Annotated in this window: 11 protein-coding genes; 8 read left to right on the top strand and 3 right to left on the bottom strand. The window is 63.6% G+C overall.

The window, feature by feature from the left end:
* Positions 1-56 precede the first annotated feature (56 nt).
* The 3 genes from ydcS to NPS29_RS16275 all read right to left on the bottom strand — a co-directional run bounded on the left by ydcS (position 57) and on the right by NPS29_RS16275 (position 3,938).
* Positions 57-1,208 (bottom strand): putative ABC transporter substrate-binding protein YdcS, encoded by a 1,152-nt coding sequence (gene ydcS / locus NPS29_RS16285; RefSeq protein ID WP_274133764.1) that lies wholly within the window; start codon positions 1,206-1,208, stop codon positions 57-59.
* 148 nt (positions 1,209-1,356) lie between these two features.
* A complete protein-coding gene (locus tag NPS29_RS16280) occupies positions 1,357-2,817 on the bottom strand; it encodes a gamma-aminobutyraldehyde dehydrogenase (RefSeq protein ID WP_274133763.1) in 1,461 nt (486 codons plus the stop codon).
* A gap of 206 nt (positions 2,818-3,023) precedes the next feature.
* Entirely contained in the window at positions 3,024-3,938 is a 915-nt protein-coding gene (locus NPS29_RS16275; protein ID WP_274133762.1) for a LysR substrate-binding domain-containing protein, read from the bottom strand.
* A 178-nt stretch (positions 3,939-4,116) separates the two neighbouring features.
* On the opposite strand from NPS29_RS16275, the gene NPS29_RS16270 reads away from it, so the two are divergent.
* The 8 genes from NPS29_RS16270 (at position 4,117) to NPS29_RS16235 (ending at position 13,844) form a co-directional block, all read left to right on the top strand.
* Complete coding sequence (locus NPS29_RS16270) at positions 4,117-4,848, top strand: tellurite resistance TerB family protein (RefSeq protein WP_274133761.1); 732 nt, start codon at positions 4,117-4,119, stop codon at positions 4,846-4,848.
* 433 nt (positions 4,849-5,281) lie between these two features.
* Positions 5,282-6,904: a methyl-accepting chemotaxis protein gene (locus NPS29_RS16265; protein ID WP_274133760.1), complete on the top strand. Its 1,623-nt coding sequence runs from the start codon at positions 5,282-5,284 to the stop codon at positions 6,902-6,904.
* Between the two features lie 8 nt (positions 6,905-6,912).
* Positions 6,913-7,449 (top strand): chemotaxis protein CheW, encoded by a 537-nt coding sequence (locus tag NPS29_RS16260; RefSeq protein ID WP_274133759.1) that lies wholly within the window; start codon positions 6,913-6,915, stop codon positions 7,447-7,449.
* Positions 7,446-8,729 (top strand): CheR family methyltransferase, encoded by a 1,284-nt coding sequence (locus tag NPS29_RS16255; RefSeq protein ID WP_274133758.1) that lies wholly within the window; start codon positions 7,446-7,448, stop codon positions 8,727-8,729. The genes NPS29_RS16260 and NPS29_RS16255 overlap by 4 nt, the downstream gene beginning before the upstream one ends.
* Positions 8,726-9,409: a chemotaxis protein CheW gene (locus NPS29_RS16250; protein ID WP_274133757.1), complete on the top strand. Its 684-nt coding sequence runs from the start codon at positions 8,726-8,728 to the stop codon at positions 9,407-9,409. Before NPS29_RS16255 ends, NPS29_RS16250 begins: the two co-directional genes overlap by 4 nt.
* A complete protein-coding gene (locus tag NPS29_RS16245; protein ID WP_274133756.1) occupies positions 9,406-11,787 on the top strand; it encodes a hybrid sensor histidine kinase/response regulator in 2,382 nt (793 codons plus the stop codon). Before NPS29_RS16250 ends, NPS29_RS16245 begins: the two co-directional genes overlap by 4 nt.
* Positions 11,784-12,794, top strand: coding sequence for a chemotaxis response regulator protein-glutamate methylesterase (locus NPS29_RS16240; protein ID WP_274133755.1), 1,011 nt, complete (start codon positions 11,784-11,786; stop codon positions 12,792-12,794). Before NPS29_RS16245 ends, NPS29_RS16240 begins: the two co-directional genes overlap by 4 nt.
* 45 nt (positions 12,795-12,839) lie before the next feature.
* Entirely contained in the window at positions 12,840-13,844 is a 1,005-nt protein-coding gene (locus NPS29_RS16235; RefSeq protein ID WP_274133754.1) for a response regulator, read from the top strand.
* Positions 13,845-13,884: the final 40 nt, after the last annotated feature.

Genomic DNA, 13,884 nt, shown 5'->3' with positions numbered 1-13,884 from the left:
ACTCCTACAGGTTTAGTGGTGCGCCGGAGAACGGGTTCATCCGGCGAATCGAGGGACTAACGCCCGCCCATGATCGCGATGTAATCCTGGGTCCAGCGGCTGTACGGCACGTATTTGCCGCCCTGGGCCTCGGGGGTTTTCCAGAAGGCGATCTTGTCGAACAGGTCGAAGCCGTTGGTGGCGCAGCCCTCGGCGCCCAGCAGTTCACTGCCCTTGCACGCCGCAGGCACCACCGGCAGCGAACCGAACCAGGCGGCTACGTCACCCTGGACCTTGGGTTGCAGCGACCAATCCATCCACTTGTAGGCGCAGTTCGGATGCTTGGCGTCGGCGTGCAGCATGGTGGTGTCGGCCCAGCCAGTGGCGCCTTCCTGCGGGATGGTCGAGGCCACCGGCTGCTTGTCGGCCACCAGGCCGTTGACCATGTAGCCCCAGGAGCTGGACGCCGCGACGCCTTCGTTTTTCACATCGCTCATCTGCACCGTCGCGTCATGCCAGTAGCGATGCACCAGCGGGTGCTGGGCGCGCAACAGGTCGAGCACGGCCTTGTACTGGGTTTCGGTGAGCTGGTAGGGGTCTTCGATCTTCAAGTCAGGCTTGGCGGATTTCAGATACAGCGCAGCGTCGGCGATGTAGATCGGGCCGTCGTAGGCCTGCACGCGGCCTTTGTTCGGCTTGCCGTCCGGCAGGTTCTGCGGCTCGAACACCACGCTCCAGCTCACTGGCGGCGTCTTGAACACATCGGTGTTGTACATCAGCACGTTCGGGCCCCACTGATAGGGCGTGCCGTAGGTTTGCTTGTTGACGGTGTACCACGGCCCGTCCTTCAGGCGCGGATCCAGGCTCTTCCAGTTGGGGATCAGGTCGGTGTTGATCGGCTGCACACGCTTGCCCGCCACCAGGCGCAGCGAAGCATCGCCGGACGCCGTCACCAGGTCATAACCGCCCTTGGTCATCAGGCTGACCATTTCGTCGGACGTGGCGGCGGTCTTGACGTTGACCTTGCAACCGGTCTCCTTCTCGAAGCCGGTGACCCAGTCATAGGCCTTGTCGCTCTCGCCGCGCTCGATGTAGCCCGGCCACGCGACGATATCCAGCTGGCCTTCGCCGTCGCCGACAGCCTTGAGCGCTTCGGCCGCTTGCAGCGTGCCGCTGGCGAACAGCGCGGTAATGATGGCGCTCAGGAGCGCGGTCTTGTGTACTGACATGGTGCTTCCCCTCGTTTATTTATGTTCTTGGGCAGAGAGACATCAGTTGCGAGCTTCAAGCGGCAAGAGGTCGTCACTCATGCCCTTTACTTGTAGCTGGAAGATCGCAGGTACAGCTGTTCTTATTGCTTTACTTGAAGCTTGCGGCTTACAGCTCGTAGCTGCTCCTGGCCATGATGTGGCGCACCACGCTGTAGTCCTGAAGCGAATCACTGGACAGATCTTTCCCGTACCCCGAGCGCTTCAAGCCGCCGTGAGGCATTTCGCTGACCAGCATGAAATGGCTGTTGACCCAGGTGCAGCCGTATTGCAGACGCGCCGCAACCTGCATCGCCTTGTCCAGATTCTGGGTCCAGATCGAGGAGGCCAGGCCGTATTCGGAGTCGTTGGCCCAGTCCACGGCCTGGGAGAGTTCGTCAAAGCGGGTCACGGTCACCACCGGGCCGAACACTTCGCGCTGGACGATCTCGTCGCCTTGTTTGCAGCCCGCAAGCAAGGTCGGCTGATAGAAAAAACCCGGGCCGGAATGCACGGCGGCGCCGGTGATGCGTTCGATGTGTGGCTGGCTCAGGGCGCGCTCGACGAAGCTGGCCACGCGGTCGCGCTGGCGGGTGCTGATCAGTGGCCCGATTTCATTGTCGGCGTCGCGTTTGCTGGCAAAGCGCAGGCTGCTGACGGCGGCGCCGAGTTCGGCCACCAGCTTGTCGTGAATTCCGGCCTGGGCGTAGATGCGGCAGGCGGCGGTGCAATCCTGGCCTGCGTTGTAGTAGCCGTAGGTGCGCACGCCTTCGACCACTGCGGCGATGTCGGCGTCATTGCAGACGATCACCGGCGCCTTGCCGCCCAGTTCCAGGTGAGTACGCTTGAGGGTCTTGGCAGCGGCCTGGAGGATTTTCTGGCCCGTGACGATATCGCCGGTCAGCGACACCATGCGCACTTTCGGGTGGCTGACCAGGTGGCTGCCGACGCCCTCGCCGCCACCGCAGACAATGTTGATCACGCCATTGGGCAACAGGTCTGCGAACACCGGGGCCAGCGCGAGGATCGACAGCGGCGTGTGCTCCGATGGCTTGAACACCAGGGTGTTGCCCGCCGCCAGCGCCGGGGCGATTTTCCAGGCAGCCATCATGATCGGGTAGTTCCAGGGCGCGATCGAAGCCACGACGCCAATCGGATCGCGGCGCACCATGCTGGTGTAGCCCGGCACGTATTCACCGGACAACTGCCCGGTCTGGCAGCGCACGGCACCGGCGAAGAAGCGGAACACATCGACGGTGGCGCTCAGGTCATCCTGACGCGCCAGGTGCAGCGGCTTGCCGCAGTTCAGCGATTCCAGGCGGGCGAGGTGGTCGGCGTGTTTTTCGATGGCGTCGGCGATGCCGAGCAGAATGTTGGAGCGTTGTTGCGGGGTGGTCCGGGACCAGCCGATGAACGCGCGGTTGGCGGCCAGGATCGCGCTTTCTACCTGCTCGATGCTGGCTTCGGCGATATGAACCAGCACCTCGCCGGTGGCCGGATTGACGATCGGCTCGACAAACCCCTGGCCCGCGACCAGTTCACCGTCGATCAACAGCGAGGTGAAGAATTGTGGGGTTGCAGTGCCAGCCATTGTTCGAGCGTCCTTGTGTCAGTGTCCGATCCGATGAAACGGTCGTTGATGCCAACGTCGTCGCGGGCAAGCGCGCTCCTACAGTCGATCGCATTCCCCTGTAGGAGCGCGCTTGCCCGCGACGAGGATGGAACTGTTTCCAAGCCTCAGAGCCTAGTGCCACATACAGCGCTCGACAAATTCTAAATAAAGAATGCAGCGTTCGATTAAATCGATGGCCTGCGCCCGGGGTGGGGTTGTTCCCGCGCCACGCTCAAGAAGGGATCGACCAGCGAAGGCCGTGCCGTGCCCCGGCGCCAGGCCAGGCCCACGTCCAGCGTCTGGGTCAGGTCCGCAATCGGGCGCGCCTCGATGATGTCGCCCTCCAGCGACCATGGCCGGTAGGTCATGTCCGGCTGGATCGAGACGCCAAGCCCTGCGGCCACCAGGCTGCGCACCGCCTCGGTGGACGCGGTGCGCAGCGTCACCTTGGGCTGCAAGCCGGCGCGGGACCAGATGCGCTGGGCGTTCACCCCCATCTCGTCGACGTTGAGCTGGATCAGCGGCTCGCACGCCACGTCGCTCAGGTTGATGTTGTCGTGTTCAAGCAACGGATGCTGCGCCGGAAGCCACAACCGGTGCGGGGAATGGGTCAGTACTTCGGTCTGCAGCGCATGACGGTCTTCGAGGTTGGACAGGATCAACACCCCGACATCGATCTCGCCGCTGACCAGCAAATGCTCGATGTATGGGCGTTCGTCCTCCATGACGCGGATGTCGACATTGGGGTAGGCGCGCTGAAAGCGGATCAGCAGGTCCGCCAGGTAATAACCGGCGACCAGGCTGGTCACCCCGATGATGAGCTGCCCGGCCACCTGTTCGGCACCTTGCTGCAGGCTGCGCTTGGCGTTTTCCACGGTGGCGAGAATCAGGTGCGCTTGCCGCAGGAACTGATGCCCCTGATGGGTCAGGGTCATGCCCTTGGCGTGGCGGCTGAACAGGCTGACGCCGATGTCCTCTTCCAGTTGCTGGATGGCCAGGGTCAACGTGGACTGGGAAATGAACACCGCCTGGGCCGCAGCGGAAATCGATCCGGTCTCGGCCACGGCGATGAAGTGGCGGATCTGGCGTAGCGTCATCATGAAAAGGGTAGCTCGCTTGGTTTTTTTGATTTTGTCGAGTGTATATCGTTTTTTTAGAAAGGCTGCCAGCGGCCCGGAATACCGCTGCAACATCTGGAAGCACTCCCGAAAACCGGGCCTGACGACTTCGCCTTAACCTGCGAGTCGAATGGTCTGTTCCGTTATCACGAGGTTTTCCATGAATACGCGCGGCTTGCTCGATCAGTTGTTGAAATCCGGCCAGGACCTGCTGCAAAGCAAGGCCGGCGGCCAAGGCAGAAGCGTTCAGGGCAGCGGCGGGCAGGGCGGCCTGGGTGACTTGCTCGGCAAAGTCGCCGGCGGTAATGCAGGCGGGTTTCTGTCCGGGGCCGGAGGCGGCGCGCTGGCGGCCGGGGCCATGGGTTTGCTGTTGGGCAACAAGAAAGCCCGCAAGATCGGCGGCAAGGCGCTGACCTACGGCGGCCTCGCCGCGCTGGGAGTGCTGGCCTACAAGGCCTATGGCAACTGGCAGGCCAACCAGGGCGCGACCAACGCCGCCGAACCGCAAACCGTCGACCGCGTACCGCCCGCCCAGGTCGAGCAACACAGCGAAGCGATCCTCAAGGCGCTGGTGGCAGCGGCCAAGGCCGATGGGCATGTGGATGACAATGAGCGGCAGTTGATCGAAGGCGAATTCACCCGCCTGACCGGCGATCAACAGTTGCAGCACTGGCTCCACGCCGAGCTGAACAAACCGCTGGACCCCGCCGACGTCGCCCGCGCCGCCCAGACCCCGGAAATCGCCGCCGAGATGTACCTGGCCAGCGTGATGATGGTCGATGAAGAGCACTTCATGGAGCGCGCATACCTGGATGAATTGGCCCGCCAACTGAAGCTTGAACCGAGCCTCAAGGCCGAACTGGAAAACCAGGTCCGCCAAGCGCAACAATAGCCCGCGCACAAAGCTCCGAGTCAAAGTCGAAAGCACACCATCGCCCCGTAGCAGTCCGGCTTGCCGGCGGGGCGGCCGCAAGATCGATCCCGCGGGCAAGCCCGGCTGCTACGGGTTTGTGTCGGACGCGCAACCGGGCTCTGGCCGGAGGCCGTAGGAGCGCGTGCCCGCGATCGCAGTGTGTCAGTTGATATAAACGTGTCTCAGCTGGCGCTGTCGCCGGCAAGCCGTGCTGCTACGGGTAAGGTAAACGCCCCCAATGCCGATAACCTGTCAGATATTTCCGTTATATGTGTGCGTAATTACGTAAGTTATGTCGGAAACAGCCAGATTAATCGGTAAGGCACTAGGCTATACTCCGCTCGCTTCGGGCCGTTCTTCGGTCCGCTTCTTGAACCCGGTTGCGCCGGTGTTGAACTCTTGAGGGCTGACTGTGAAGAACTGGACGTTGCGTCAACGTATCTTGGCGAGCTTCGCTGTAATCATCGCCATCATGCTGCTGATGGTTGTCGTGGCTTTCACCCGGCTTCTGGTCATTGAAGACAGTGCAGATGAAGTGCGTCTGGATGCCTTGCCTGGCGTCTATTACAGCAGCACCGTGCGCGGCGCCTGGGTGGAAAGCTATGTGCGCACCCAGCAATTGCTCGCCGAGGGCACCGGGCGCAGCCTGACCAACGCCGAAGAAGACCAGTACAAGGACTTCGAAGACCGCTTGCAGGCGCAGATCGCCAACTACCAGAAGAGTATCTTCGAAGAAGCCGATCGCACCGACTTCGCCCAGTTCCTGCAACTGCGCGAACGCTATCAGTTAGTGCTCAATGGCATTCTGGCGGCCTATCAGGGTGACAACTACGCCCTGGCCCAGCGCATCTTCGTCGAACAGTTGACCCCATTGTGGTTCGATGGCCGCAAGGTGCTCAATGCCCTGGGCACCAAGAACAAGGTCAATGCCGACCGCGCCGCCGATAACATTCAGGCGGCGGTTTCGGTATCCAAAATCACCCTGGGGATCTCGCTGATCATCGCCGTGCTGGCGGCGGTCGCTTGCGGCCTGCTGCTGATGCGCACGATCCTGGCGCCGATGAACCGTATCGTGAAGATTCTGGAAACCATGCGCACAGGTGACCTGAGCAGCCGCCTGAACCTGGAACGCCAGGACGAATTCAACACCGTGCAGACCGGCTTCAATGACATGGTCACGGAACTGGCGGCGCTGGTGTCCCAGGCGCAGCGCTCGTCGGTGCAGGTCACAACCTCGGTGACCGAAATTGCCGCCACTTCCAAGCAGCAGCAGGCCACCGCCACCGAGACGGCGGCCACCACCACTGAAATCGGCGCCACTTCACGGGAGATCGCCGCGACCTCCCGAGACCTGGTGCGTACCATGACCGAAGTCACGTCTGCCGCCGATCAGGCATCCATTCTCGCAGGCTCCGGCCAGCAAGGCCTGGCCCGCATGGAAGAGACCATGCACTCGGTGATGGGCGCAGCCGACCTGGTCAACTCCAAGCTTGCGATCCTCAACGAGAAGGCCGGCAACATCAATCAGGTGGTGGTGACCATCGTCAAGGTCGCCGACCAGACCAACCTGCTGTCGCTCAACGCCGCCATCGAAGCGGAAAAAGCCGGCGAGTACGGCCGCGGATTTGCCGTGGTCGCCACCGAAGTGCGGCGCCTGGCCGACCAGACCGCCGTGGCCACCTACGACATCGAACAGATGGTGCGCGAGATCCAGTCGGCGGTGTCGGCCGGGGTCATGGGCATGGACAAGTTCTCCGAGGAAGTGCGTCGCGGCATGTTCGAAGTGACCCAGGTCGGCGAGCAGCTTTCGCAGATCATCCACCAGGTCCAGGCGCTGGCGCCGCGGGTGTTGATGGTCAACGAAGGCATGCAGGCCCAGGCCACCGGCGCCGAACAGATCAATCAGGCGCTGGTGCAACTGGGTGATGCCAGCAGCCAGACCGTGGAGTCCCTGCGTCAGGCCAGTTTCGCCATCGACGAACTGAGTCAGGTGGCCGTGGGGCTGCGCAGCGGCGTTTCGCGATTCAAGGTCTGAGCCTTTCCATGACTGAGCATTCCGCCAAACGCAATGCGCCCGTGCTGCCCAAGAACAAGCTGTTCCTGTTGTTCCGGATCGGCACGGAACGCTATGCGCTGGAAGCGACGGAAGTCGCCGAGGTGCTGCCGCGCCTGATGCTCAAGCCCATCGCCCAGGCACCGCACTGGGTGGCCGGTGTGTTTGCCCATCGCGGCGCGGTGATCCCGGTCATCGACCTGAGCGCCCTGACTTTCGGCGAACTGGCCCCGCTGCGCACCAGTACGCGGCTGGTGCTGGTGCACTATCGCCCCGGAGCCGACCGGGCGCCGCAGCGGCTGGGGCTGATTCTGGAACAGGCCACCGACACCCTGCGTTGCAGCCCTCTGGAGTTCAAGGCCTACGGGCTGGACAACCGCCAGGCGCCGTACCTGGGGCCGGTGCGCGAGGATGAACTGGGCCTGTTGCAGTGGATTCGCGTGCCGGACCTGCTCAACGATGCGGTGCGTGACCTGCTGTTCCCCCGCGAGCCCATGAGCCTTGAGCAGTTCGAGGCGACGCCATGAGTGCCGACGCGCGTTTCTTCGGTTTCCTGAAAAACCGCATCGGGCTGGACGTGGCATCGGTGGGCGAGGCCATTGTCGAGCGCGCGGTGCGTCAGCGCTGCATCCAGGCCAATGCCGCCGACCACGACGCCTACTGGCTGTTGCTGCTGGGATCGGCTGAAGAACAACAGGCGCTGATCGAAGCGGTGATCGTGCCCGAGACCTGGTTTTTCAGGTACCCGGAATCCTTCGTCACCCTCGGCAAACTTGCGGCCGCACGGTTGGCGCAGCTCAACGGCGCGCGGCCTTTGCGCATCCTCAGCCTGCCGTGTTCGACCGGCGAGGAGCCGTATTCGATCGTCATGGCGTTGTTCGATGCCGGTTTGCAGGCGCAGCAGTTCAAGGTCGAAGCGGTGGACATCAGCCCCTTGTCCCTGCAACGGGCGCGGCGTGCGGTCTACGGCAAGAACTCCTTTCGTGGCGAGGACCAGGGTTTTCGCCAGCGCTACTTCACCCAGGTCGATGAGGGCTATCGGGTCGAGGATCGGGTGCGCGAGCGGGTCGGGTTTCAAGCCGGCAACCTGCTCGATCCGGCCTTGCCGGTGGCGCAGTCGGCGTACGATTTCGTGTTCTGCCGCAACCTGCTGATCTATTTCGATGTCGAGACTCAGCGCCGGGGTTTCGAGGCGCTCAAACGCATGACCCGCGACGACGGCGTGCTGTTCATCGGGCCTGCCGAGGGCAGCCTGCTGGGGCGCATGGGCATGGCGTCCATTGGCGTGGCCCAGTCGTTTGCCTTCAGGCATCGGGCTGAACCGCTGGCCCAACAGTCCCCCGCGCCCAGCGTGCCTGCGCGCAGCGAGTCGCTGCCGGTCAGTGCCAGGCCGGTTCCTGTTGCCCCGCCGCGAGTCAAGGCCAGCGTCCGTCCGTTCGCCGCGCCGCCGCGTACTCCGGCGAGCCCGGCGCTGGACAACAGCGAAGCCACGACCCTGCTCGACAGCATCAAGCGCCTGGCCAACGAGGGCAAGAGTGCCCAGGCCAAGGCTGCGTGCGAGCAATACCTCAAGCGTTTCGAGCCCGTCGCGCGGGTGTTCTACTGGCAGGGCCTGCTCGCCGAGGTCGAGGGCGATGCCGCGAGTGCGCAAGGCTTCTACCGCAAGGCGCTTTACCTTGAGCCGCAACACCCCGAGGCCCTGGCTCAACTGGCCGCGCTGCTGGCCGCCCAAGGCGACACGGCAGGTGCCAGACGCTTGCAGGAGCGTGCTGCGCGCGGTGTGAATAAAGAAGGACGCAACCGATGACCGGCGTGCACAGCGAACTCATCAGCAACGACGCCCAGGCCATCGACGATTGCTGGAACCGCATCGGTATCCATGGAGACCGTTCCTGTCCGCTGCTCGAAGAACACATCCATTGCCGCAACTGCTCGGTGTATTCGGCAGCGGCCACGCGCCTGCTGGACCGCTACGCGCTGGCCCAGGAACATCGCGTGGTGGCCGGCGCTGAAGAGCTTGCCAGTGACGTTCAGACCCGCTCGCTGGTGGTGTTTCGCTTAGGGGAGGAGTGGCTCGGCCTGCCGACCCGTTGCCTGGTCGAGGTGTCGCCGGTGCAGACCATTCATTCGCTGCCGCACCAGCGTTCCCGCGCCCTGCTGGGTGTGGCGAACGTGCGTGGTGCGCTGGTGGCGTGCCTGTCGTTCGTCGAACTGCTGGGGCTGGATGTGTCTTTCGCCCCTGCCAGCAAGGCGCGGGTCATGCCGCGCATGTTGATCGTGGCTGCCGAAGGCGGGCCGGTGGTGGTGCCGGTGGATGAAGTCGACGGCATTCATGCCATCGAGGCGCGCCTGCTGGATTCGGCCTCGGCCCCTGCGCACAACGCCAATGCCCGGTTCACCCGGGGTGTGGTGCGATGGCGCGACCGCAGCCTGCGCCTGCTGGATGAAGAACAGCTGTTGTCGGCAGTGAACCGGAGCATGACATGACGCCCGATCAGATGCGCGACGCCTCGTTGTTCGAACTCTTCACCCTGGAAGCCGAAGCCCAGACTCAGGTGCTCAGCGCAGGCCTGTTGGCGCTGGAGCGCAATCCGGCCCAGGCCGATCAACTGGAAGCCTGCATGCGCGCCGCCCATTCGCTCAAGGGCGCGGCGCGGATCGTCGGGGTCAACGCCGGGGTCAGCGTGTCCCACGTCATGGAGGATTGCCTGGTCGAAGCCCAGGAAGGCCGCCTGCGTCTTGCGCCCGAGCACATCGATGCGCTGCTGATGGGCACCGACATGCTGATGCGCATCGCCACCCCCGGTGAGAGCAGCGTAGGGCAGAGCGACGTCGACGGTTACGTCGCGTTGATGAACGACCTTATCAAACCCGGCGCCAGGCCTTCGGCTGCGCCGCCGAGTGCTGCGCCGTCGATGGAAGACATCCTGCTGGCCAACGCCCAGTCCCTGGTGCAGTCCGTGCAATCGGCACTGGGCCCGGCGGCGTTCGACCATCCTCTTGCCGAGCCGCCCGTTGTGCCCCCTGCGCCAGCGCCTGTCGCCGAAGAAGAATCCGTTACCGAGCAGGCGCCTGCGGCCAGGGCCGAGCCGCGTCGCGAGCGTCGCGTGGCCGAGGGCGGCGAACGTGTCCTGCGGGTGACCGCCGAACGCTTGAACAACCTGCTGGACCTGTCGAGCAAATCGCTGGTCGAGACCCAGCGCCTGAAGCCCTATCTGACCGCGATGCAGCGGGTCAAACGCTCGCAGAGCGGCGCGAGCCGGGCACTGGACAACCTTGATGCATTGCTGGGCGCAAACGCCGACCCCGATGCACAAAAGGCATTGGAAGAAGCGCGCCGCCTGCTGGGCGAAGCGCAGCACCTGTTGATCCAGCAGACTTCGGACCTGGACGAGTTCGGCTGGCAGGCCAGCCAGCGTGCGCAACTGCTCTACGACACCGCCCTTGCCTGTCGCATGCGCCCGTTCGCCGACGTGCTGGCAGGCCAGGCGCGCATGGTCCGCGACCTGGGCCGCTCGCTGGGCAAGCAGGTGCGTCTGGAAATCGACGGCGAGAAGACCCAGGTCGACCGCGACGTACTGGAAAAACTCGAAGCACCGCTGACGCACTTGCTGCGTAACGCGGTGGACCACGGCATCGAATCCCCTGAGCGGCGCATCGCTGCGGGCAAGCCTGCCGAGGGCCTGATTCAGCTCAGGGCTTCCCATCAGGCCGGCTTGCTGGTGGTCGAGTTGATCGACGACGGCGCCGGTGTCGATCTGGAACGCCTGCGCCAGAACATCATCGAGCGCAAACTGTCGCCCGCTGAAACCGCCGCGCAGTTGAGCGAGGAAGAGCTATTGAGCTTCCTGTTCCTGCCCGGTTTCAGCATGCGCGACAAGGTGACCGAGGTGTCGGGCCGTGGTGTTGGGCTCGATGCGGTGCTGCACATGGTTCGCCAGTTGCGCGGCGGGGTCGATCTGCATCAGCAGGCGGGGCAGGGCAGTCGCTTCCACCTTGAAGTACCGCTGACGCTTTCGGTGGTCCGCAGCCTGGTGGTGGAAGTGGGCGGCGAGGCCTACGCCTTCCCGCTGGCGCACATCGAACGCATGCGCGATGTGCAGGCCGATGAGATCGTGCAGCTCGAAGGGCGCCAGCATTTCTGGCACGAGGAACGGCATGTCGGGCTGGTTGCGGCCAGCCAGTTGCTCAATCGTCCGGCCGGAGAACACCGTGAAGACGTGCTCAAGGTCGTGGTAATCCGCGAACGCGACGCGGTGTATGGCGTGGCGGTGGAACGTTTCATCGGCGAGCGCACGTTAGTGGTGTTGCCGCTGGACCCGCGGCTGGGCAAGGTTCAGGATATTTCGGCCGGCGCCTTGCTCGACGATGGTTCGGCGGTGCTGATCGTCGATGTCGAAGACATGCTGCGTTCGGTGGAAAAACTGCTGAACACCGGGCGCCTGGAGCGCATCGACCGGCGCAGTCGCGAGGCCCAGGCCCAGCCGCGTAAACGGGTGCTGGTGGTGGACGACTCGCTGACCGTACGCGAGCTCGAGCGCAAACTGCTGCTCAGTCGCGGCTACGAAGTGGCCGTGGCGGTGGATGGCATGGATGGCTGGAACGCCTTGCGTGCCGAAGATTTCGACCTGTTGATCACCGACATCGACATGCCGCGCATGGACGGTATCGAACTGGTGACCTTGCTGCGACGCGACAGCCGTCTGCAGTCGTTGCCGGTCATGGTAGTGTCCTACAAGGACCGCGAAGAGGATCGTCGACGAGGGCTGGACGCAGGCGCCGACTACTACCTGGCCAAGGCCAGTTTCCATGACGATGCGTTGCTTGACGCGGTCGTTGAGTTGATAGGAGATGCGCAAGGATGAAAATCGCCATCGTCAACGACATGCCCATGGCCGTCGAAGCGCTGCGCCGTGCGCTGGCTTTCGAGCCTGCGCATCAGGTGGTCTGGGTCGCCCGCAATGGCGCCGAGGCGGTCGAGCAATGCGCTGAGGTATTGCCGGACCTGATCCTGATGGACCTCATCATGCCGGTCATGGACGGCGTGGAGGCGACTCGTCGTATCATGGCGGCCACGCCGTGCGCCATCGTGATCGTCACGGTGGACCGCGAGCAGAACGTACACCGCGTATTCGAAGCCATGGGCCACGGTGCGCTGGATGTGGTAGATACGCCAGCGATCGGTGCGGGTGACCCTAAAGAAGCTGCCGCCCCTTTGTTGCGCAAGATACTTAATATAGGCTGGCTGATTGGCCAGCGTGACAGCCGCGTGCGCCAGGCCCCTGTGCCGGTTCGCGATGCGGTTCAGCGGCGCGGGCTTGTGGCAATCGGCTCCTCGGCCGGCGGCCCTGCTGCCCTGGAAATACTGTTGAAAGGGCTGCCGAAGGATTTTTCGGCCCCCATCGTATTGGTTCAGCACGTGGATCAGGTGTTCGCCGCCGGCATGGCGCAGTGGCTGAGCAGCTCGTCCGGCCTTGCCGTGCGCCTGGCCCGTGACGGCGAGCCGCCGCAGCCTGGCGCTGTATTGCTGGCGGGGACCAATCACCATATACGTCTTTTGAAGAACGGCACGCTGGCTTACACCGCCGAGCCGGTAAACGAAATTTACAGGCCCTCGATCGATGTCTTTTTCGAGAGCGTAGCCAGTTATTGGAGCGGGGATGCAGTGGGCGTTCTGTTGACGGGAATGGGGCGTGATGGCGCGCAGGGACTCAAGCTGATGCGTCAGCGGGGGTTTCTGACCATCGCCCAGAATCAGGAAAGCTGCGCGGTGTATGGCATGCCCAAGGCGGCAGCGGCCATCGACGCAGCCGTGGAAATTCGCCCGCTGGACACCATTGCACCTCGTTTGAAAGAGGTTTTCACCCAATGAATTACCAGGTGATTTCACAGCCCGGCTGTGACCAGGAGCACCCTGATGCATGATTTGCAACTGGACGATGTAAACACCACGGATGAAAACGCTGCCATGGTGTTGCTGGTCGACGATCAGGCAATGATCGGCGAGGCCGTCCGGCGCGGGCTGGCAAATGAGGAAAACATCGATTTCCACTTTTGCGCCGATCCGCATCAGGCCATTGCCCAGGCGATCCAGATCAAGCCGACGGTGATCCTGCAGGACCTGGTCATGCCAGGCCTCGACGGCCTGACCCTGGTGCGTGAATACCGCAACAACCCGATCACCCGCGACATCCCGATCATCGTGCTTTCCACCAAGGAAGACCCGCTGATCAAGAGCGCGGCGTTCGCGGCCGGGGCCAACGATTATCTGGTCAAGCTGCCGGACAACATCGAACTGGTGGCGCGCATTCGCTACCACTCGCGTTCCTACATGACCCTGTTGCAGCGCGACGAGGCCTATCGTGCCCTGCGCGTGAGCCAGCAGCAGTTGCTGGACACCAACCTGGTGCTGCAGCGCCTGATGAACTCCGACGGCCTGACGGGCCTCTCCAACCGCAGGCACTTCGACGAATACCTGGAACTGGAATGGCGCCGGGCCATTCGCGAACAGACCCAGATGTCGCTGATGATGATCGATGTCGACTACTTCAAGGCTTATAACGACAGTTTCGGCCATCTTGAAGGCGACGAGGCCCTGCGTCAGGTGGCCAAGGCCATCCGCGCAAGCTGCAGCCGTCCTTCGGACTTGCCCGCCCGTTACGGCGGCGAAGAATTCGCCCTGGTGCTGCCCAACACCTCGCCGGGCGGTGCGCGCCTGCTGGCCGAGAAACTGCGCCAGACCGTGGCCGGCATGAACATCCCGCACATCGCCCCGGTAGAAGGTTCCGTGCTGACCATCAGCATTGGCCTGGCCACCGTAGTGCCTGCCGTGGGCAGCCACAGCCGGCAACTGATCCAGAGCGCGGATCAGGGGTTGTATGCGGCCAAGAACAGCGGGCGCAATCAGGTGGCGGTGGGGTGAGACAAGGCCGGACATGAATCCGGCCTTGTCTGCGCTGCGC

Source organism: Pseudomonas putida (assembly GCF_028682175.1).
In the GTDB taxonomy this organism is placed as follows: domain Bacteria; phylum Pseudomonadota; class Gammaproteobacteria; order Pseudomonadales; family Pseudomonadaceae; genus Aquipseudomonas; species Aquipseudomonas putida_AD.
The sequence above is the reverse complement of the archived record's forward strand: the minus strand, read 5'-3'. Positions and strand labels throughout refer to the sequence as shown.

Excerpts from the sequence above, each read along its gene's own strand:
- ydcS (WP_274133764.1), bottom strand. The coding sequence starts at position 1,208 with ATGTCAGTACACAAGACCGCGCTCCTGAGCGCCATCATTACCGCGCTG.
- NPS29_RS16280 (WP_274133763.1), bottom strand. The coding sequence starts at position 2,817 with ATGGCTGGCACTGCAACCCCACAATTCTTCACCTCGCTGTTGATCGAC.
- NPS29_RS16275 (WP_274133762.1), bottom strand. The coding sequence starts at position 3,938 with ATGATGACGCTACGCCAGATCCGCCACTTCATCGCCGTGGCCGAGACC.
- NPS29_RS16270 (WP_274133761.1), top strand. The coding sequence starts at position 4,117 with ATGAATACGCGCGGCTTGCTCGATCAGTTGTTGAAATCCGGCCAGGAC.
- NPS29_RS16260 (WP_274133759.1), top strand. The coding sequence starts at position 6,913 with ATGACTGAGCATTCCGCCAAACGCAATGCGCCCGTGCTGCCCAAGAAC.
- NPS29_RS16255 (WP_274133758.1), top strand. The coding sequence starts at position 7,446 with ATGAGTGCCGACGCGCGTTTCTTCGGTTTCCTGAAAAACCGCATCGGG.
- NPS29_RS16250 (WP_274133757.1), top strand. The coding sequence starts at position 8,726 with ATGACCGGCGTGCACAGCGAACTCATCAGCAACGACGCCCAGGCCATC.
- NPS29_RS16245 (WP_274133756.1), top strand. The coding sequence starts at position 9,406 with ATGACGCCCGATCAGATGCGCGACGCCTCGTTGTTCGAACTCTTCACC.
- NPS29_RS16240 (WP_274133755.1), top strand. The coding sequence starts at position 11,784 with ATGAAAATCGCCATCGTCAACGACATGCCCATGGCCGTCGAAGCGCTG.
- NPS29_RS16235 (WP_274133754.1), top strand. The coding sequence starts at position 12,840 with ATGCATGATTTGCAACTGGACGATGTAAACACCACGGATGAAAACGCT.